The organism is Kitasatospora sp. NPDC058115 (assembly GCF_042884635.1).
Taxonomy (GTDB): domain Bacteria; phylum Actinomycetota; class Actinomycetes; order Streptomycetales; family Streptomycetaceae; genus Kitasatospora.
This window is the reverse complement of the sequence record NZ_JBHVTL010000022.1, coordinates 160403-179659: the sequence shown is the minus strand read 5'-3', so window position 1 is coordinate 179659 and position 19257 is coordinate 160403. Positions and strand designations below refer to the sequence as shown.

The following is a 19257-nucleotide window of genomic DNA, read 5'->3' as shown; positions in this document are numbered from 1 at the left end:
TGGCACGCTGTTGAGTTCTCAAGGAACGGACGCTTCCATCAGGCGGCTTTCACACCGGCCCTCCGGGCGCTTCGTTCTTTCGTGTTTCCAGCTTATCAGATGTTTTCCGCTCCGTTTTCCGGCGCTTCCTTCATCCAACTCGCTGATGTCTTCTGCGGCTTGGCGCCCCGTCCGACGTTTCAAACTCTAGCCGATCCCCGCTCCGAAAAGCGAATCCGGCCGCAATCCCCAAAAATGCACACGCCAAATAAACCCCGTGCCGGGGAGGCGTTGGCATTTCCAGAGGATTGGCCGCTCCGGGACCGTCCGCGCCGATGCGTGTCCGGTGCTCCCTGCCGAGCGACTAGAGAACACTACCCCCGCCCCGCAGCGGGGGCAAGTTGTCGCTGGTCACAGCTCCCCGGGGCCCGGCCGGGTGGTTCTGCGGTCGCGCCACAGCACGAGCAGGACACCACCGACGCCCACGAACAGTGCGGCGGCGGCTCCCGCCACGGGGAGCAGCGGGCTGCCGCCCGAAGCAGGCAGGGCCTCCGCCGAATCGGCCGGCGCCGAGACCTGGGCGATCCTCGGCGCATCCGGGACCGGTTCCGGGAGTGTGCCGCACCCGGCGAGGCCCACCATCATCAGTACCGCGACCACTCCGGCGCACTTGATCCGCATGCGTGTTCGTTCCACGGTCCCCCACTCTCATCGCCACCAGGCACCCTCGCCCCGCCCGACCAAGCCTTCCCACCACAGCGCCAGAACCGGACCGTCCGCACCCGGATTGCCCGATATTCACTTGTGCGTGTGACCCGCACCCCTCACACAATCCCCACCCAGTTCGAGCCCTGCGCACAAAGTCTCCCTCCCCCCTCGGTCGAGTCGTCGCCACGGAAGCCCCCACGGGAGGAGCAGTGCCGAATCCCTGGCTCGTCGTCCTGATGTCCTACGGCACGGAGGGGTGCGGCCCGGGGAGGCGTGGTTCCCCACAGCCTGAGTCAGGTGTCCGAGCTGAGGCCGCTCGTCAGCCGTTCGCGCAGCCGGTGGGCGGCCGGGTCGGTGAAGCCGTCGAGCAGGGTCAGCGCCTCGTGGCGGTGCCGACGGGCGGCGCCCGGCTCCCCGGCGCTGTCCAGGGCGGCGGCGAGGTGGAGCAGGCCGTCACGCCTGGCGTCGAGGGGGTCAGGCATCCGGGAGGTCCGCCTTCGCGGAGAGGAGGGTGGCCCGGTAGGCGGCGGTCAGGTCTCGGCCGATGACGGCGATGTCGCCGTTGTCGAGCTCCCAGATGTCGGGGCAGCCGTCCCGGCCACCGGTGGTGCCCAGCTCCGTCGGCGGCTTGCCGAGGCGACGGGCCAGAGCGGCGTCGGGGTCGGCCTGCCACGGCTGGCTCATCGTGTCCCCCGAGGATCGGGCGAGTAGGCGGCCACTCACCGTTCGGAGGGGCCTGACTTGTCGTCAACCACGGTCTGTAGCACGGGAGGGGCGGCGCCTCGGTGAAGTCCGGGTGACCTCCCGTAGACCTTTCGGTGCGTCGCTGCGAGGCTGGCCGGATGACGCGATCCGAACCTCGACCGGGAGCCGCCCGCGCGGCGGCCACGTTCTTTCTGATGGTCGGCCTGCCGGGGGCCGGGAAGACCACGCTGGCGCGGCAACTGGCCGTGGAGCACGGTGCGCTGCGCCTGACGACCGACGACTGGATGATTCCCCTGTTTGACCAGGTGGAGGTGGACGGGAAGCGCGACGTGCTGGAGGGGCGGATGCTCTGGCTCGCCCTGGAGGCGGTCAGGCTGGGTACCAGTGTCGTCGCGGACTACGGCAGCTGGTCACGGGACGAACGGTCCGCGATCCGCTGGTTGGTGGAGGCCGAGAACGCGTGCTTCCGGATGATCTACCTGCCGGTGGACGACGAGACCCAACGCACCCGTATCGCCCGTCGCTGGGCGACCACCCCCGAGGAGACGCTGCCGCTGTCGGAGGCCGACATCCTGTACGGGCGGGCCAATTTCGAGGTGCCCGACGCGGCGGAGCTGGAGGGCCTCGGGGCCGGCGGCCCGCCGCCCGGCTGGGCGGGCTGGCGGGAGTGGGCCGCCCACCGGTGGCCGTCGTTCGCGTGACTCCGGCGTGCTCCGACCGCGGCCGGGGGCCTTACGATGCACGGATGTGCTACCGCCGCATCAGTTCAAGCCGGCACTTCGTCTGTCTGCACTGCCGGGCCTCCTACAAGAAGAGGTCCGAGCCGCGCCGCGTGCACGTCTGCCCCCGGTGCAGGGGCGATCTGGTCGACGCCGGCCATGACCTCGCGGTGCCGGCCCGCCGGGACGTGGCGGGCTGGCGAGCGCTGTCCGCACTGCTCGGCGCCGGCGTCACCTTCCACTCCTCCTGCTGCGACGGTCCCGGCTGGCGACCCCGCACACCTGGCGAGGTGAGGGCACGGCTGGCAGCCTCCGCGGGCACCGGGATCGCCGGGTCCAAGGCGCTGACCACCCCGGAGGTCGACGAGTTGCGCGCCCGGCAGGCCCGCCGGGTCGACCACTTCGCCGGGTGACACCACGGCCGCCCTCGCTCTGCTGAGCGAGGGCGGCCGCACGACGTAGCCCGTCAGCGGGGGGCGGGAACCACGAACCCTCGTGTCGGACCGCTCTGAGCTGCCCGACTGGACCGGCTCCGGACCACCGTCAGCACCTCGTCGGTGATGTCCCGCCGGGTGTCGGGGTCGGTGCTGTCGTACACCCGCCACTGCCCGTCCGGGCTCCCCGATTCCTCCGGGGACACGAAGCCCCGAATGCCCAGGCGCCGAAGCGAGTCGGCCATCTGCCGGGCTTCGCCTTCGTCCATGCTCCCGCCCTCTCCGTGTGGGTGGGTCCAGGTTAGTGGGCTTCGTCGTCTCCCCGGCCGGGTTCGCCGCGCTCCAGCACTCCGGTGCGACGCGTCAGGCGCGGGGGGCGACGAGGATCTTGACGGCCGTCTCGTTGTGGTGGATCAGGGTTTCGAAGCCGTCGGTGACGAGGTCGTCCAGGCCGATGGTCTTGGTGATGAAGGGGGCCAGATCGATGCGGCCCTCCTGCACCAGCTTGATGGTCTGCGGGTGGGAGTTGACGTAGGCGATCGTGCCGCGCAGGTCGACCTCCTTGAGCACGAGCTTCTGCATGTCGATCGACGCCGGCTTGCCCCAGATCGAGATGACGGTGATGACGCCACCCGGCTTCACCGCGTCGAAGAGCGTGTCCAGGACGACGTTGACGGACGTGGCCTCGAACGCGACGTCCGCGCCCTTGCCTCCGGTGAGGCGGCGGACCTCCTCGGCGACGTCGGTGGTGGCGGGGTCGATGACGTGGTCGGCGACCTTGGTGTCCAGGGCCTTCTGGCGGCGCAGCGGGCTGAGTTCGGAGACCGCGACCTCGACGCCCATCGCCTTGAGCACCGCGCAGGTGAGCAGGCCGATGGGGCCCGCACCGCCGACGATGGCGAAGTCGCCCGCCTTCGCGCCCGAGCGCTCGAAGGCGTGGTAGCCCACCGACAGCGGCTCGATCAGGGCCGCCTGGTCCAGCGGGACGTCGCCGACCGGGTGGACCCAGCGGCGCTCGACGACGACCTTCTCGGCGAGTCCGCCGCCGCGGCCACCGAGCCCGATGAAGTTCATGTCGGGCGAGAGGTGGTAGACCGGGTTGTTCTCGCTGGTGTCGACGTCGGGGCGCAGGATGTAGGGCTCGACGACGACGCGGTCGCCCGGCTTCAGGTCCTCGACGCCCTCACCCACCGCGTACACGACGCCGGACATCTCGTGGCCGAGGGTCACGGGGGCGGCTTCGCCGGAGACCGGGTGCGGGTGGCCGGCCGGGGGGACGAAGATCGGCCCGTCGAGGTACTCGTGCAGGTCGGTGCCGCAGATCCCGCAGTACGCGACGTCGATGCCCACGGTGCCCGGCTGGACGGTGGGCTCCGGAATGTCTTCGATCCGGATGTCACCGCGGTCGTAGTAGCGTGCAGCCTTCACTTGGACTGGCTCCTTCTCTCGCCTGGCGCTCACGGCCCGCGCCGCGCCCTGCGTGAAGCGGGGTGCGCCCCGGAACAGCCGTGATGTTCATGTTTAAACCATACGCCTGGAAAGTCCGGAACGCCGACCCGGCTCGCCGGACAGGCGCAAGGGGGCGGTCCATAGTTCTTGGACCAACCACCCTTTCCGCCGCTAGGCTGCGGGCGATCGGCCGTGACGTAGCCGCACCGTGGCTCCACAGCCGGGGCAAGGGGGTGTGCGGTGTATCCGTTGGGGCTCGGCGTGGTGTCGTGGTGGTGGATCGCGGTCCTGGTGACCGTGGCGTTCCTGGTGCTCCTGGTGCCGGGCATGCCCACCCGCGCCTACCGGATCAGGACCGCGCTGGTGCCGGCCGCGGCGATGCTGTTCGGGGTCGGCAGTTACTACGCGAAGCACATGGAAGCGGCCACGGTGCTCACCATGTACTCGACCGCGATCGCGGCCATCATGATGGGGATTGTCGGCCACCGCAGGGAGCTGGCCAGGCGGTTGACGGAGTTGCAGGAGAACGGCGGGTCCGAGGACGAGGCGGCTCCGCCCGCGATGCTCGCGCAACTCCTCGTGTCGATCGTCGTGTTCGGCGGCCTGACGTTGTGGGCCGTGCGGTAGCGCGACGGCCCCGGGCGGAGAGCCGCCCCGGCGAGGGGCGGCTCTTCCGCATCCGTCGCATCCGTCAGAGGCGGCGGAACATGACGTGCTGGCCGACGTAGCCGTGCTCGGGGTGGTCGAAGACCCCGGGGACGGTGCCGATGATCTCGAAGCCGAGGGAGGTCCAGAGGTGGACGGCGGGGGCGTTGGTCTCCACCACGGCATTGAACTGGATGCCCCGGAAGCCCTGCTCGCGGTGCCAGTCGATGACGTGCTCGCCGAGGGCGCGGCCGATGCCCCGGCCCTGGTGGGCGGGGTCGACCAGGAAGGACGCGGTGCCGATGTGGGAGCCGCGGCCGGGCTTGTTGGGGCCCATCTTGGCGGAGCCGACGATGCGGCCGTCGAGCACCGCCACGACCGTGCGGCCGGGGGGCTGTTCCATCCACCAGGGCCTGGCCTCGTCGAGGCTCTGGTGCTCGGGGAAGGCGTACGTCCGGCCCTCGGCCATGATCGCGGAGTAGAACGGGTGGATACGGGGCCAGTCCTCGTCGGAGGCGATGCGGATCTCCATTCGGCACAGGGTATGCGCTGTGGGAACAAGGGCCGGACGCAGAGCGAGCAGAGCGGTGGACCCACCCGCACTAGTTTCGTCCCCGTAAGCGCCCCGGGGAACCGGATGTGCGCCTGACGCAGCGTCAATTCCCTGTGCTGAAAAGGAAAGAGAAGACCCATGGTCGACATCGCTTCGGTCCACGCCGCCCCGAGCCCGGACCTGCTCACCCCCGAGAACTCGATGATGCTGTTCGTCGACCACCAGCCGCAGATGTTCTTCGGCACCGGCAGCGGCGACCGCACCGGCATCGTCAACGCCACCGTCGGCCTGGCCAAGGCCGCGAAGATCTTCAACGTGCCGACCGTGCTCTCCACCGTCGCCGCCGAGTCGTTCTCCGGCCCGATCCTCCCGCAGCTGAAGGAGGTCTTCCCCGGCCAGGAGGTCATCGACCGCACCACGATGAACGCCTGGGAGGACGAGGCGCTGGTCGAGGCGGTCAAGGCGACCGGCCGCAAGAAGATCATCCTGTCGGGTCTGTGGACCGAGGTCTGCCTGGTCCTGCCAGCGCTCTCCGCGCTGGAGCAGGGCTACGAGGTGTACGTCGTCGCCGACGCCTCGGGCGGCGTCAGCCCGCTGGCCCACGAGCACGCCCTGCAGCGGATGACCGCCGCCGGCGCCGTGCCCGTCACCTGGCTCCAGGTGCTGCTGGAGCTCCAGCGCGACTGGGCCCGCGGCGAGACCTACGTCCCGGTGACCGAGCTGGTCAAGGAGCACGGCGGCGCCTACGGCCTCGGCCTGGTCTACGCCCAGTCGATGATCGACCCGCACGCCGCCGGCTGACCGGCCGAACCCCTCGCCACCCCCTGGCCGGGCCCTGCCGCCCCCGGCGCGGCAGGGCCCGGCCGGCCTCCGGAACCCCCTGCGAAACAAAGGACTTCACCATGCCGTTCATCACCGTCGGCCAGGAGAACACCGCTCCGATCGAGCTCTACTACGAGGACCACGGCACCGGCCGGCCGGTCGTGCTGATCCACGGCTTCCCGCTCAACGGCGCCTCCTGGGAGCGCCAGAGCGCCGCGCTGCTCGACGCCGGCTACCGGGTCATCACCTACGACCGCCGCGGCTTCGGCCGCTCCTCGCAGCCGACCACCGGCTACGACTACGACACCTTCACCGCCGACCTGCACACCGTCCTGGAGACCCTGGACGTCCGGGACGCCGTGCTGGTCGGCTTCTCGATGGGCACCGGCGAGACCGCCCGCTACGTGGCGAAGTACGGCACCGAGCGGATCGCCAAGGTCGCCTTCCTCGCCTCGCTGGAGCCCTGGCTGCTGAAGAACGAGGAGAACCCGGAGGGCGCCGCCCCCCAGGAGTTCTTCGACGGCGTCGTGGCCGCCGTGAAGGCCGACCGGTTCGCCTTCTACACCGGCTTCTTCAACGACTTCTACAACCTGGACGAGAACCTCGGCACCCGGATCAGCGAGGAGGCGGTCCGCAACAGCTGGAACGTCGCGGCGAGCGGTGGCGCCTTCGCCGCCTCGGCCGCGCCGTCCACCTGGTACACCGACTTCCGTGCCGATGTCGCCCGCATCGACGTGCCGGCCCTGATCCTGCACGGCACCGGTGACCGCACCCTGCCGATCGACAACACCGCCCGCCGGTTCCACGAGGCGCTGCCGGCCGCCGACTACGTGGAGATCGAGGGTGCGCCGCACGGCCTGCTCTGGACCCACGCCGAGGAGGTCAACGCCGCGCTGCTGGCCTTCCTGGCGAAGTAACCGGTACCGCTGAACGCCGCCGCGCCCGGCCCCCGTGCACCACGGGGGGCCGGGCGCGGCGGCGTTCGGCCGGCAGCGGCGATCAGGCGGTGGCGGCGATCAGCCGGCGGCGGTGTTCGGCCGGTGGCGGCGTTCAGGCGGTGGCCGACGGGCCGGTGGCGTCGTGGATGAACTCGGCGACCGCCGACGGCCGGGAGACGGCGACGGCGTGCGAGGCGTCGGGCAGCTCCAGGACGGTGGCGCCGGCGCGTTCGGCCGTGAAGCGCTGGACCGGCGGCGGCAGGGCGCGGTCGGCGCCGGTCACCAGGGCCCAGGCCGGCTTGACGCGCCAGGCGGTCTCGGTCGGTTCGTCGGTCAGCACCCTTTCGGCGACGGGCCGTTGCATCGCGGCGAGGGCCCCCGCGAGCTCCGGGTCGAGGTCGGCGGCGACGAGCGAGCCGAAGCAGTCCCCGGGCACCGAGAGCTCGGCCACGTTGGCGCCCTCCACGGCGTACGCGGTGCGGCGCATCCGGGAGGCCAGCGGCGAGGGGGCGAAGCGGCCCGCGAGCGCCCGGTAGCTCTCGCCCGCCTCGGGCAGGTAGGCGGCGACGTAGACCAGCGCGACGACGTTGGGGGCGGTCCCGGCCTCGGTGATCACGGCGCCGCCGTAGGCGTGGCCGACCAGCACCACGGGGCCGTCGATCCCGGCGAGCACCGAGGTCAGGTAGGCGGCGTCGTGGGCGAGGCCGCGCAGCGGGTTGGCGACGGCGAGCACGGTCAGGCCGCGGCGCTGGAGTTCGGCGACGACGCCGAGCCAGGTGGTCGCGTCGGAACAGCCGTCGTGGACGAGCACGACGGTGGGTCTGGTGGAGGGCATGGCGGAGCGGGCCTTTCGCAGGACGGCAGGACGGCGGAGAGGCGGGACGGCGGGGAGACCGGCCGGCGGGGTCCGGGCCGCGGACGGGCGGGCCCCGCCGGCCGGCGGCGTGGGGACGGGCGGTCAGGAGGCCTGCTGCCGGGCGTCGGCGTGCGCGGCGTAGGCCTGCCACTCGCGCGGCGAGACCCCGTAGGTCTCCCGGAACGCGCGGCTGAAGTGGGAGTGGCTGACGAAGCCCCAGCGGTGGGCGACGGCGGCGACGCCGGTCTGCCGGCGGGAGGGCCGTTCCAGCTCCCGGCGGCAGGCGTCCAGGCGCCGTCGGCGCACCCACTGGCCGACGGTCGTGCCGTCCTGCTGGAAGAGCTTGTGCAGGTAGCGCACCGAGATGTGCTGCGAGCGGGCGATCGACTCGGGCGACAGCTCCGGGTCGGCGAGGTTCTCCTCGATGTGGCCGCGGATCCGGGCCAGGATCCCGGCCGTGGCGGTCGGGCGGTCCGGGTCGACCCGGTCGAGCAGTTCGGTCACCAGGATGGCCACGATGTCGGAGACGCTGCGCGCGAGGTGGTGGCCGGGCCGGGCGTGGTGGGAGCGGACCTCGGAGGCGAGGGTGCGCAGGAACTGGGAGGCGAGCGAGCCGATGCCTTCGTCCCCCCGCGCCAGCAGCCCGCCGGTGCGCCGGACGTCGCCGTGCCGGACGCCGAGGTAGAAGCAGGGGACGCGGAAGCGGACCATCCGGCACCCGGGCCCGGACAGCAGGCCGGTCGGGTACGGGGTGGTGCCGATCAGCAGATCGCCGGGTTCCAGGGCGGTGCTCTCGCCGTCGCGGCGCAGCGAGGCCTCGCCCTGGAGGTGGAGGGCGACGTAGAGGCAGTCCTCGGGGTCGGCGCCGGGCGGCGGCGCGATGACGTCGATGCAGCCCGCGCCGCCGTCGGGGCCGGACTGGTGGGGCTGGTGGGGCTGGTGGGGCGTGGTTTCTGGCATGGGTGAGGGACCCGACGGGATCACGGGAGGCTCCGACCGGTTGGTGTGGCGCTGTTGGTTCAGCGCGGAGGGTGGGCGGGGAGCGGGAGGCGCTCGGGAAGGGGACGTGTCCACGGCGGCGTTGAGCGCGCCGGGGCTCCACGGGGTCTACATGGCCGGCCTCGCAGCGGAGCGCCCGGGCGGGACGACCGGCGGGACGCCGTCGCCGTCGCCGTCACGGTGGGCCGGCCGTACTCCGTCGTCGGTGATCGGTTCACGCATGGTGCTCGTTCACGTCCGTTCGTTTCGGGTCGTCAAGTCGTCACGGGCTCGTCGAGGGGTCGTCAAGTCGTCACGGGGGTCTGCGGAGGGGCGGCGGAAAGGCCCTCGCCGGGGTGTGAGCGGCAGCTCGTGGTGACGATTCTCGCCAGCCGCAGGCCCCGTTGACCACCGACCGGCGTAGGGATTGCCCGGCGGGGCTTCATCGCTCTGTAGCAACCCGGCGTCCTCGTTCCGTAGCACGAGGCCGCCGGCGAAGCCGCAGGTCAGGCCGGTCGGCCGGTGGGGAAGCGGAGCAGGTCCCACAGGCGCAGCCCCAGGTGCAGGACCAGCCGGTGCCCGCCGTCGTCGAGGTCCAGGCCGGTGATCTCCTGGATCTGCCGCAGGCGGTAGTAGAGGGAGGTGCGGTGGACCTCCAGGGCCTCCGCCGTCCTCGGCACCGAGCCGGCGTTCTCCAGGAAGCAGCGCAGCGTCTCCTCCAGGCGGGCGTTCCCGCCGCCGTCCAGCAGCCGGCGCAGCGGCCTGGGCACGAGGGAGTCGTCGAGGGCGGTGTCGGGCAGCTGGAGGAGGACGGCGTGCTCGCCGAGCCGCTCCCAGTCCCCGATGCCGCCGAGCCGGGGCAGCCGGCGGGCGGCGCGGGCCGCCACCCGGGCCTGGTCGTGGGAGATCCAGGCGTCGGCGAGGTCGGCCTGGCGCCCGCCGACGCCCACCACCGTCGTGGCCCCCCGCTCCAGGAAGGTCTCCAGCGAGCGGACGATGCCCCGGGACTGCGGCTCCAGGTCCGCGTCCGTGGGCTCACGCTCGAAGACCTGGACCAGGACGGCCCGGTCCTGCTCGATCGCGAACAGGCCGTGGGCGGTGCGGGTCTGCCGGAACGGCTCCAGGGCGCCGCGCAGCGCCACCTCGACCTGGCCGGAGGGCCCGCGCACCCCGGAGACGGTCACGGTGGTGACCACCACGTGGGGGCCGGCGGGCAGCAGGCCGTCGTCCAGCAGCTGCCGGCGGGTCTCGCAGCGCTGCGCCGCGTCCGGGCCGACCAGCCGGTTCACCAGCTCGCGGGTGCGCTCCTCGTCGGCGCCGGAGGCCAGCCGCTCGGCGTACATCTCGACGGCCACGGCGCGCGAGACGCGGGCGATGGCCTCGATCTCGGCCGCGCCGAGGTCGCCCTCCCCCGCCACGACGATGAGGATGCCGAGCAGGTGGCCGCGTTCGCGGACCGGGACGCAGTAGCGCGGCCGCAGGCCCAGGTCGTCGCGACCGTCCAGGTGGCCCGGCCTGGTCCACCGCGCCACGCCCCGGGAGAGCACGTAGCGGATGATCTCGTCGTCCGCGATGCCCTGGAGCAGCGTGCGCACCCGCACCCCGTCCTCGTCGCCGAAGTGACGGCTGGTGCAGATCATCCGCACCAACGGGTCGTCGAGGACGACGGAGCGTCCCAGTTCCTCGGCCAGGCCGTCGACCAGCGACTGCAGCGCCTCGCCGGCCGGACGGGCGCGCTGGATCCACCTCTTCATGATCAGTTACCTCCCGGCCGCATTCATACAAGAGGCGAAACGGGATAGACAAACGTTCAACAAAGTGCGGACGGGCCCGTCCGCCGCCCGGAAAAGGCGGTGATGACCGGACGGTACGCCCGCGTCCCGTCCCGCCGCGACGGGCGGACGGTGCGCGGATCGTCATGCCGCGGTGCACCGCCGGAACATCTCCCCCGACACCGCCTCCTAACGTGGGCGGCGATTCGCCTCTCCCCTGTCCGTCGGCAGCTCCCAGGGCCCGGGGCGAGAGCAGCGCGCCGCCGCCGGGCCTCCGGCGGACGGCCCTCTTCGCCCAGCAACCCCGACCCGGTCGCCCGGCGACCCCGACCCAGGAGAACCCCATGTCCGCGCCCCACCCCCTCCCCAGCCCGCAGCCCTGCCCGGAGCCGGGAGCGGAGACCACCGGCACCGACGTCGTGGTCGACGCCCGCATCGTGCTCGGCGAGGGCCAGTCCCTCGGCATCCCCGTGCGCTTCGCCTACCGCGGTGACGACCCGTTCGCCGTCTCCCTCGAATTCCTCGGCGCCGCCGCCGAGGCGGGCACCTGGAAGTTCTCCCGCGACCTGCTGTGGGACGGCCTGCAGCGGCCCGTCGGCACCGGCGACGTCCGGATCTGGCCGCCCTGCACCTGCCACGGCCGCACCTCGCTGCGGATCATGCTCCAGGGGCAGGACGGCTCCGTGCTGGTCGACCTGCCGGCCCGCCAGCTGCGGCGCTGGCTGCGCCGGGAGAGCTTCGCGCTGGTCCCCCGGGGCACCGAGGCGTCCCTGATCGACTGGGACACCGAGCTGGGCGGCCTGACGGGCTGACCTCACCCGCCCGGAGCGCGCGGCAGCACGTCCGCCGCCGCGTCGGCGACCAGCTCCGGCGGCTGCCCGACGTACAGGGTGGCGCCCCGCTCGTCCGGTTCCAGCGGTTCCAGGGTGGCGAGCTGCGAGTCCAGCAGCGACCCCGGCATGAAGTGGCCCGAGCGACGGCCGATCCGCTCGGCCAGCAGGTCGTGCCCGGCCGTCAGGTGCAGGAAGAACGCGCCGGGGCAGGCCGCCCGCAGGACGTCCCGGTAGCGCCGCTTCAGCGCGGAGCAGGCGATCACCCCGCCGGTGCCCGCCTCCTCGCGCTCGTGCAGCCAGCGCCCGACCGTCTCCAGCCAGGGCCGGCGCACCGCGTCGTCCAGCGGGACGCCCGCCGCCATCCGGGCGATGTCGGCCGGGCGGTGGAAGTCGTCCGCGTCCGCGAAGGGGGCCGCCAGGCGCTCGGCGAGCAGCCGGGCCACCGTGGTCTTGCCGGTGCCGGAGACCCCGAGGACCACGACGCACGGGGCACGCCGCGCCCTGCCGGGCGGGGCCGGGGTGGCGTCCGCCATCGCGCCGCGCCTACGGGTGCCGGGGCGCCGGGCCCGCGGAGCCGGCCGGGTACTCCTCCAGCGGCACGAGGTCCCGCTCCCACGCGGAGAGCACCGGTTCCAGGACCCGCCACGCCTCCTCGGCCTCGTCGCCGCGGATGGACAGCGCCGGGTCGCCCTTCAGCACGTCCAGCAGCAGGCGGCCGTAGGCGGGCAGCTCCGCCGGGTCCATCCGGGCGGTCAGCGACAGCGGCGCCAGTTCCTGGGCCCGGGTGCCGATGCCGGTCAGGTCCAGGGCGAGGCCCTCCGGTTCGAGGGCGAAGCGCAGCACGTTGGGCGCCGCCTCCCGGCCCTCGCCGAACGGCAGGTGCGGCACCGGCCGGAAGCGCACCGCGACCTCCTTGCGGTCCTCCCCGAGCGCCTTGCCGCTGCGCAGCCGGAAGCGCGTCCCGGACCAGCGCCAGCTGTCCAGCTCCAGTTCCACCTCGGCGAAGGTCTCGGTGCGGCGCCCCGGGTCGACGCCCTCCTCGTCGGCGTACGCGGGGACGGCGCGCTCACCGGCCTTCCCCGGCAGGTAGCGGGCCCGGCGGGTGCGGTGCAGCACGTCGTCCCCGGTCAGCGGCCGCACCGAGCGCAGCACGTCCACCTTGCGGTCGCGCAGGTCGCGCTCGCCGAGGGTGATCGGCGGTTCCATGGCGACCAGGCAGAGCAGTTGCAGCAGGTGGTTCTGGATCATGTCCTTGAGCGCGCCGACGGTGTCGTAGTAGCCGGCCCGGCCCTCCAGCGCGAGGGTCTCGTCCCAGACGATGTCGACCGCGGCGATGTGGGTGCTGTTCCAGATCGGCTCCAGCACCCGGTTGGCCAGCCGGCTGCCCAGCACGTTCTGGACGGTCGCCATGGCCAGGAAGTGGTCGACCCGGAACACCGCGCGCTCCGGCACCAGCTCCGCCAGCAGCCGGTTCAGCTCCCGGGCGCTGGCGAGGTCCTCGCCGAACGGCTTCTCCAGCACGATCCGGCTGCCGGGCGGCAGGCCGGCCCGGTGCAGGGCGGTGACCGCGGCGGGGAACAGCGCCGGGGGCAGGGCCAGGTAGACGGCGACCGGCCCCTCCCCGGCGACCACCGCGGCGACGTCGTCGGCGCTGGTGACGTCGGCCCGCAGGTAGCGCGCCGAGGCGGTGACCCACGCCGTGGCGTCGGCCGGGCAGCCCTCGCCGTGGCGGTCCAGCCGGTCGGCGACCCACTGCCGGTAGCGCTCGGTGGACCAGTCCTCGCGGCTGGCGCCGGTCAGCTCCAGCCGGTCGCCGAGGTGGCCGCCGGCCCGCAGCGCGGCCAGCGCCGGCAGCAGGAAGCGCGCGGTGAGGTCGCCCGTCGCGCCGAAGACCGCGAGCCGCTCGATCACCGCCGCACCCCCGCCCTGGCCCGCGCCAGGTTCACGCCGCTGGCGGTGATGCCGATGTGGCTGAACGCCTGGGGGAAGTTGCCCATGAACTCTCCTGTGGACGGGTCGATCTGCTCCGACATCAGCCCCAGCGGGCTCGCCCGGGAGCAGAGCGAGTCGTACAGCTCCTCGGCCTCCTCCGTGCGGCCCTGGCCGATGAGGTTGTCGACCAGCCAGAAGCTGCACAGCACGAAGGCGCCCTCGTCGCCGGCCAGGCCGTCGGGGGACTCCTCGTGCAGGTAGCGGTGGAGCAGCCCGCCGCCGGCGGACAGCCGCTCGGCGACGGCCGTGGTGGTCGCCACCATCCGCGGGTGGTCGATCGGCACCACGTGGCGCAGCGGGAGCGCCAGCAGGCTCGCGTCCAGCACACCGCCGCCGTCCAGGTGGGCGCTGAGGGTCTTGGCGGGCTCGTCCCAGGACTGCTCCAGGATGAGCCGGCTCAGGTGGTCCGCCGAGGCGCGCCAGCGGGCGGTCCTGATCGGCAGGCCGAGCCGCTCGCCGATCTGCGTGGCCCGGTCCAGGGCCACCTGGCACAGCCCGGCCGAGTAGGTGAACACCCGTCCCTCGCTGCGCACTTCCCAGATGCCCTGGTCGGGCTCGCGCCAGGCCTGCTCGGCGGCGTCGGCGAGGGTGGCGAGGCCGGCCCACAGGGCGGGCTGGATCTCGCCGCCGGCCCGCAGCCACTGGTCGGCGCAGTCCAGGATCTCGCCGTAGACGTCGTGCTGGCGCTGGTCGGCCGCGCCGTTGCCCCAGCGCACCGGGGCGGAGCGCCGGTAGCCCTCCAGCTCGGCGTCCTCGGTCTCGTCCGGGACGGGGCCGCCGCGCAGGTCGTACATGATGCGGGGCCGGCCGCTGTCCTCGAAGGCGTCGAGCACCCAGCCGAGGAAGGCGTCGGCCTCGCCGCGGAAGCCGATGCGGCGCAGCGCGAAGACGGCGAACGCGGCGTCGCGGATCCAGGCGTAGCGGTAGTCCCAGTTGCGGATGCCGCCGATCGGGGCGGGCAGCGAGGAGGTGGGCGCGGCGACCAGCGAGCCGTTGGCCCAGTCGTCGCACAGCTTGAGGGTGACGGCCGCGCGTCGCACCAGGGCCTGCTGGGGGCCCTCGTAGTCGAAGTGCCGCATCCAGCGGCGCCAGGCGTCGGCGGTGCCCTTCAGCATGGCGTCGGTGTCGACCCGGTGGTGGCGGTGGAAGCGGCCCCAGGAGAGCACCAGGTCGAGCCGGTCGCCCCGGCGCAGGTCGTGGGTGCTGTGCAGGCCCTCCAGCGGGCGGTTGGAGCGCAGGTGCAGCCGCAGGCCCGGGCGGCGCAGCGGGCGCAGCTCCAGTCCGCTGAACAGCGCCCTGGTGCGCGCGCCGCCGCGCGGCTCCAGCTCCGCCCGCAGCCGGACGTGGCCGTCCAGCACGACGGCGGAGCGCACGAGTTCGGAGCGGTCGGCGGGGGCGTTGTCGGTGAGGTCGGCGCCGGAGCGCAGCGCCAGCGCGTCGGTGACGCGCACCAGGCCGGTGGCGCTGCGCAGTTCGGTGAACAGGACCCCGGTGTCGGGCTCGTAGCGCTGCCGGGCCTCGACCAGGTCCTCGGGCGCCAGGGTGAAGTGCCCGCCCCGGGTGCGGTCCAGCAGCCCGCAGAACAGGGGTTCGGCGTCGAACCGGGGCAGGCAGAGCCACGGGATGGAGCCGTCCAGGCCGACCAGGGCGGCGGTCGTGCCGTCCCCGATGAGGCCGAGGTCCTCCAGCGGCAGGTAGCCCTGCCGCCGGCGGACCGGCCGGAACGGTGGATCGGGGTCGTGCATGCCGCCTCGCTTCCGCAGCGCCGGGGGGATGTCGTCCGCAGGGGACGAGGGGACGGGTGGACAGGTGGACGGGTGGACGGGGGGACGGGGGGACGGAGGGACGGCTAGAAGGCGATCAGCACCTTCACGACGTCCTCCAGCTTCTTGTCCGCGACCTCGAAGGCCCGTTCCATCTCGTCGAAGCCGAACTCGTGGGTCGTCATGTGGGTGGGGTCGAGGCGTTTGGTCTCCAGGACCCGCAGCAGCCGTTCCATCCGCAGCCTGCCGCCGGGGCAGAGCCCGGTGGCGATGGTCTTGTCGGCCATGCCGACGCCCCACTCCACGCGCGGGATGCTCACGAACTCGCCCTCACCGAAGTAGCCGGTGTTGGAGATCGTGCCGCCGGGCTTGGTGATCCTGACGCAGGTCTGGAAGGTGAGGTCCGCGCCGAGCGCCTCGACGGCGGTGTCGACGCCCTGGCCGCCGGTCAGTTCGAGGACCCGCTCGACGACGTCCTCCTCGGTGAAGTCCACGATCTCGTCCGCGCCGTACAGCCGCGCGAGCTTCTGCCGGGTGGGCACCGACTCGACGCCGATGACCAGGCCCGCGCCGCGCAGCCGGGCCCCCGCGGTCACCATCAGGCCGACCGGGCCCTGCGCCAGGACGGCGACGGTGCCGCCCATCGGAATGTTGCCGTGCTCGGCGCCCATGAACCCGGTGGAGAGCATGTCGGCGCAGTAGACGGCCGCCTCGTCGGGGATGCCGTCGGGGATCCTCGCGAGGTTGGCGTCGGCCTCGTTGACGTGGAAGTACTCGGCGAAGACGCCGTCCTTCAGATTGGCGAACTTGAAGCCGCCGAGCGGCCCGCCGGACTGCGAGGGGTAGCCGTTCTGCGCGGCCGGGTCGCCCCAGTCCGGGGTGATGGCGCCGGCCAGGACGCGGTCGCCGGGCCGGAAGTCCCGCACCTCGCCGCCGACCGCCTCCACGACGCCGACCGCCTCGTGCCCGAGCGTGAGGTCCTGACGGGGACCGATCCCGCCCTTGACGGTGTGGGTGTCGGACGTGCAGATCAGGGCCCGGGTGGTGCGCACGAGGGCGTCGCCCGGACCGAGGCGCGGCACGGGCTTCTCCAGGAACCCCACGCGCCCGATCTCCTTCATCACGAAGGCCTTCATTCCTGGTCCCTCCTGCCGTCGCACCGCCTGGTGTCGCACCGCCGCGGCGGCGGCGCGGTCGCGGATCGCCCCTCCCCGCCGGGCACGGCACTCGGCCGGCCGCCCGGGCCGCTGCTGCTTCCACCGTCGCCGCTCCGGTGCCGGAGCGCGACCCGGCCGCCGCGGCAGCGGTGCGTTCCGGTGAAAACCGCGGGCCGCCGGGCGCAGCCGCTCCCGCGCCGTCCGGCCCGCAGGGGCCGCCTGCTAGCGTCGGAGCGCTTGCGGCAGACGGCGGAGGCGGCCGGCGGACGCAGCCGGCGGACCACGGACGACGGAGGGTGCAGTGGAGGGTTCTGTGCAGGGTGCTGGGGCGGACAAGGGCGCGGAGCGGGCCTTCATCGGGTCGTTCACCTCGGCGGGCGGACGCGGGATCGTCGTCGCGGCGGTGGACCCGCACACCGGGGCCCTGACCGAGACCGGCGCCGTCGACGCCGCCCCCAACCCGTCCTACCTCGCCCTCGGACAGGCGGGGGACGGCCCCGTGCTCTACGCCGTCTCGGAGACGCTGCCCGGCGCCGTCGCCGCCTACGACCTCACCGGCCCGCTCCCCCGCCCGCTCGGCGCCCCCGTGGCGGTGCGCGGCGACGAGCCCACCCACCTCGCCCTCAGCCGGGGCCACCTGCTGACCGCCAACTACGGCTCCGGCAGCGTCAGCGTGCTGCCGCTCGCCGCCGACGGCGCGCCGCAGGCCCCCAGCGACGTCCTGCCGAACGAGGGCAGCGGCCCGGACCCCGATCGCCAACTCGCCCCGCACGCCCACCAGGTGCTGCCCGACCCGTCCGGCCGCTGGGTGCTCGGCGTCGACCTCGGCACCGACGCGGTGCGGATCTGCGCCCTGGACCCGGCGACCGGCGGGCTGACCCCGCACGGGCAGACCGCGCTGTCGCCCGGCACCGGCCCGCGGCACCTCGCCTTCCACCCCGCCGGGCGTCACGCGTACGTGCTCGGCGAGCTGCGCCCGACGGTGACCGTGTGCCGCTGGGACGCGACGGCCGGGGTGCTCGACCCGGTCGCCGAGGTCCCGCTGTTCCCTGACGGCTCCGAGCTGCCCGCCTTCCCGTCGGCCCCCGTGGTCTCCCACGACGGCCGCCACCTGTGGGTGGCCGTGCGCGGCACCGACACCATCGTCGTGCTCGCGCTCGACGCGGACGGCGAACGGGCGCGGGTGGTGGCCTCGGTGCCGTGCGGGGGCGCGTGGCCGCGCGACCTCGTCCTCGACCCGTCGGGCACCCGCCTCTACGCGGCCAACGAGCGCTCGGGGGACGTCAGCTGGTTCGACCTCGACGCCGAGAGCGGCCTGCCGCGCCCGGCAGGCTCGCTGCCGGTACCGGCGCCGTCCACCGTCCTCTTCGGCTGACGGGGCTGACGGGGCTGACGGGGCTGCCGGAGCTGACTTGGCTGCCGGGGCCGACGGCTCCGCCCGCCGTCAGTCGCGGTACACCAGGACCGGGCAGGTGGCGTGCCGGGTGCAGTGCTGGGCCACCGAGCCCAGCAGCATCCCGGAGAAGCCGCCGAGCCCCCGGCTGCCGACCACCAGCAGGGACGCGCCCCGGGACGCCTCGATCAGCGCACCGGCCGGCGAGCCGTAGCGCGGCACGATCCGCACCTCCGCCACCGGCTGCGGCCCGACCGCGTCCGCCACGGCCCGGGCGGCCTCCCGGCGCGCCTTGCCCTCCAGCTCCGCCTCGTCGGTGCTGCCCGGCGGGAACCAGCCGCGCGCACCGTGGAACGTCGGGTACTCCCAGGCGATCACCGCCTCGACCACGGCGCCGGTGAGGTCCGCCTGCCGCACCGCCCAGCGGAGCGCCTGCTTCGACGGCTCCGACCCGTCCACCCCGACCACGATGCGGCCGGTCTCCTCACGCTGCTCCGCCATGGCCTCTCCTCGGCTCGACACCCCCTCCCCTCCCCTCCACCCTCCCGCCGACCACCCCGCCCGCGCAGTCCGGAAGGGCCGGACGGGGTGGTCGGCGGGGGTCGGGGCGGGACCGGACGGCGCGCGGCTCGACGGGAACGGCGGGTGGCCCCGGGAACACGTCCGTTCCCGGGGCCACCCGCCGTTCGACGGCGTGATCCGTCAGCCGAGCCAGCCGAGCAGCGGCAGCGGGACCCCGAACGCCTCCAGGTCCCCGCGGTCCACCGCGTACGTCGGCACGGTCAGGCTGCTGTCCGGCAGCCAGTCGGCGCCGAAGCCGGCCGGCCGGTACCAGTCAGTGCCGTAGTAGCCGTGAGGGTGGCCGTGCCCGTGACCGGGCGGCTCCTCGGGGCACGGCGGCAGACACCGGGCGAGCGCGGACGACGGCCCGGTGGTCACCGGCCTGCCGTCCGGACCGGAGCCGGACGCGCTGACCGTGTTGGTGGTGTCCCCGGTGATCAGGCTGGAGCAGTAGAACATCACGGTCTGTCCCGGCGCCAGGGTGAACGTCCCGGCCGCCGTCTCGCAGGAGACCTCCTGCGGGTCGCTCAGCGTGATGCCGGTGATGTCCGTCGCCCCGGTGTTGGTCACCGTGATCCGCCAGTGTGCCACGCACTGGTCCGGGTAGCAGGGGTCCTCGGAGGAATCGCCCTTGTGCAGGGTCGCCTCCTTGCCCCACGGCCCGGAACCGCCCTGGCCGCAGTCGCGGTCCTTCTCGGGGAGGCAGACCTCCTTGTCGATGGTCATCGACGGCGTACCCGGCGTCGTCACGTCGACGGTCGCCTCGGACGGCGGCGTCGTGATCGGACCACTCGGGCCGGGGAAGGTCGCCGTCACGGAGTTGACGGTGTGCTGGGTGACGTTCGCCAGACTGCAGAACACCTGACGCGAGGCACCCACCGCAAGGTCGAACGTCCCGGCGGCCGTCACGCACGACGGCGAGACACTGTCCGCCAACGTGATCCCCGTGACCGGCACCGTCCCGGTGTTCGTCACCGTGATCCGCCAGTACGCCGTCGCA

The 19257-nt window shown here is 73.6% G+C and carries 20 protein-coding genes and 1 pseudogene; 7 read left to right on the top strand and 14 right to left on the bottom strand.

Annotation, left to right across the window (positions count from 1 at the left end; genetic code table 11):
* Positions 1-390 precede the first annotated feature (390 nt).
* The 3 genes from ACFVVL_RS23785 to ACFVVL_RS23775 all read right to left on the bottom strand — a co-directional run bounded on the left by ACFVVL_RS23785 (position 391) and on the right by ACFVVL_RS23775 (position 1371).
* Positions 391-675 (bottom strand): hypothetical protein, encoded by a 285-nt coding sequence (locus tag ACFVVL_RS23785; RefSeq protein ID WP_387678347.1) that lies wholly within the window; start codon positions 673-675, stop codon positions 391-393.
* A 305-nt stretch (positions 676-980) separates the two neighbouring features.
* Positions 981-1169 (bottom strand): hypothetical protein, encoded by a 189-nt coding sequence (locus tag ACFVVL_RS23780; RefSeq protein ID WP_387678345.1) that lies wholly within the window; start codon positions 1167-1169, stop codon positions 981-983.
* The gene (locus ACFVVL_RS23775; protein WP_387678342.1) at positions 1162-1371 is read right to left on the bottom strand and encodes a hypothetical protein; all 210 of its coding nucleotides are present in this window, start codon (positions 1369-1371) and stop codon (positions 1162-1164) included. The genes ACFVVL_RS23780 and ACFVVL_RS23775 overlap by 8 nt, the downstream gene beginning before the upstream one ends.
* A gap of 158 nt (positions 1372-1529) precedes the next feature.
* Between ACFVVL_RS23775 and ACFVVL_RS23770 the strand changes: the two genes are divergently transcribed.
* Together ACFVVL_RS23770 and ACFVVL_RS23765 are read left to right on the top strand one after the other, a co-directional pair.
* Positions 1530-2093 carry an AAA family ATPase gene (locus ACFVVL_RS23770; RefSeq protein WP_387678339.1) on the top strand — a complete coding sequence of 188 codons (564 nt, stop codon included), beginning with the start codon at positions 1530-1532 and terminating at the stop codon, positions 2091-2093.
* Positions 2094-2137: 44 nt separating this feature from the next.
* A complete protein-coding gene (locus tag ACFVVL_RS23765; RefSeq protein WP_387678336.1) occupies positions 2138-2524 on the top strand; it encodes a hypothetical protein in 387 nt (128 codons plus the stop codon).
* Positions 2525-2908: 384 nt separating this feature from the next.
* Here the strand turns inward: ACFVVL_RS23765 and ACFVVL_RS23760 are convergent, their stop codons facing one another.
* Positions 2909-3973 (bottom strand): 2,3-butanediol dehydrogenase, encoded by a 1065-nt coding sequence (locus ACFVVL_RS23760; RefSeq protein WP_380297417.1) that lies wholly within the window; start codon positions 3971-3973, stop codon positions 2909-2911.
* A gap of 261 nt (positions 3974-4234) precedes the next feature.
* On the opposite strand from ACFVVL_RS23760, the gene ACFVVL_RS23755 reads away from it, so the two are divergent.
* Complete coding sequence (locus tag ACFVVL_RS23755; protein WP_380297419.1) at positions 4235-4621, top strand: hypothetical protein; 387 nt, start codon at positions 4235-4237, stop codon at positions 4619-4621.
* A 64-nt stretch (positions 4622-4685) separates the two neighbouring features.
* Here the strand turns inward: ACFVVL_RS23755 and ACFVVL_RS23750 are convergent, their stop codons facing one another.
* Positions 4686-5171, bottom strand: coding sequence for a GNAT family N-acetyltransferase (locus tag ACFVVL_RS23750; RefSeq protein WP_380297421.1), 486 nt, complete (start codon positions 5169-5171; stop codon positions 4686-4688).
* A gap of 159 nt (positions 5172-5330) precedes the next feature.
* Between ACFVVL_RS23750 and ACFVVL_RS23745 the strand changes: the two genes are divergently transcribed.
* Both ACFVVL_RS23745 and ACFVVL_RS23740 read left to right on the top strand, forming a co-directional pair.
* Entirely contained in the window at positions 5331-5993 is a 663-nt protein-coding gene (locus tag ACFVVL_RS23745; protein WP_380297423.1) for a hydrolase, read from the top strand.
* A gap of 101 nt (positions 5994-6094) precedes the next feature.
* The gene (locus ACFVVL_RS23740) at positions 6095-6931 is read left to right on the top strand and encodes an alpha/beta fold hydrolase (protein ID WP_387678331.1); all 837 of its coding nucleotides are present in this window, start codon (positions 6095-6097) and stop codon (positions 6929-6931) included.
* A gap of 133 nt (positions 6932-7064) precedes the next feature.
* Here ACFVVL_RS23740 and ACFVVL_RS23735 read toward each other — a convergent pair whose 3' ends face one another.
* The 3 genes from ACFVVL_RS23735 to ACFVVL_RS23725 all read right to left on the bottom strand — a co-directional run bounded on the left by ACFVVL_RS23735 (position 7065) and on the right by ACFVVL_RS23725 (position 10540).
* Positions 7065-7787: an alpha/beta fold hydrolase gene (locus ACFVVL_RS23735; protein WP_387678328.1), complete on the bottom strand. Its 723-nt coding sequence runs from the start codon at positions 7785-7787 to the stop codon at positions 7065-7067.
* A gap of 123 nt (positions 7788-7910) precedes the next feature.
* The gene (locus ACFVVL_RS23730; protein ID WP_387678325.1) at positions 7911-8768 is read right to left on the bottom strand and encodes a helix-turn-helix domain-containing protein; all 858 of its coding nucleotides are present in this window, start codon (positions 8766-8768) and stop codon (positions 7911-7913) included.
* Between the two features lie 524 nt (positions 8769-9292).
* A complete protein-coding gene (locus tag ACFVVL_RS23725) occupies positions 9293-10540 on the bottom strand; it encodes a PucR family transcriptional regulator (protein WP_387678322.1) in 1248 nt (415 codons plus the stop codon).
* 362 nt (positions 10541-10902) lie between these two features.
* Here ACFVVL_RS23725 and ACFVVL_RS23720 point away from each other — a divergent pair, with 362 nt between their 5' ends.
* Positions 10903-11370: an SsgA family sporulation/cell division regulator gene (locus ACFVVL_RS23720; protein WP_380297545.1), complete on the top strand. Its 468-nt coding sequence runs from the start codon at positions 10903-10905 to the stop codon at positions 11368-11370.
* Positions 11371-11372: 2 nt separating this feature from the next.
* Here ACFVVL_RS23720 and ACFVVL_RS23715 read toward each other — a convergent pair whose 3' ends face one another.
* The 4 genes from ACFVVL_RS23715 to ACFVVL_RS23700 form a co-directional block, all read right to left on the bottom strand.
* Positions 11373-11924, bottom strand: a complete 552-nt coding sequence (locus ACFVVL_RS23715; RefSeq protein ID WP_387678319.1) for a gluconokinase — start codon at positions 11922-11924, stop codon at positions 11373-11375.
* 10 nt (positions 11925-11934) lie between these two features.
* Entirely contained in the window at positions 11935-13302 is a 1368-nt protein-coding gene (locus ACFVVL_RS23710; RefSeq protein ID WP_387678316.1) for a glucose-6-phosphate dehydrogenase, read from the bottom strand.
* Positions 13299-15128, bottom strand: coding sequence for a glycoside hydrolase family 15 protein (locus ACFVVL_RS23705; RefSeq protein WP_387678313.1), 1830 nt, complete (start codon positions 15126-15128; stop codon positions 13299-13301). The genes ACFVVL_RS23710 and ACFVVL_RS23705 overlap by 4 nt, the downstream gene beginning before the upstream one ends.
* A gap of 104 nt (positions 15129-15232) precedes the next feature.
* Positions 15233-16282 (bottom strand): NAD(P)-dependent alcohol dehydrogenase, encoded by a 1050-nt coding sequence (locus ACFVVL_RS23700; protein ID WP_387678310.1) that lies wholly within the window; start codon positions 16280-16282, stop codon positions 15233-15235.
* 322 nt (positions 16283-16604) lie between these two features.
* Between ACFVVL_RS23700 and ACFVVL_RS23695 the strand changes: the two genes are divergently transcribed.
* Positions 16605-17678 carry a lactonase family protein gene (locus ACFVVL_RS23695; protein WP_387678307.1) on the top strand — a complete coding sequence of 358 codons (1074 nt, stop codon included), beginning with the start codon at positions 16605-16607 and terminating at the stop codon, positions 17676-17678.
* Between the two features lie 69 nt (positions 17679-17747).
* Here ACFVVL_RS23695 and ACFVVL_RS23690 read toward each other — a convergent pair whose 3' ends face one another.
* A complete protein-coding gene (locus ACFVVL_RS23690; protein ID WP_380297554.1) occupies positions 17748-18197 on the bottom strand; it encodes a universal stress protein in 450 nt (149 codons plus the stop codon).
* Positions 18198-18398: 201 nt separating this feature from the next.
* Positions 18399-19257 (bottom strand): annotated as a pseudogene (locus tag ACFVVL_RS23685) (hypothetical protein); the annotation flags it as partial.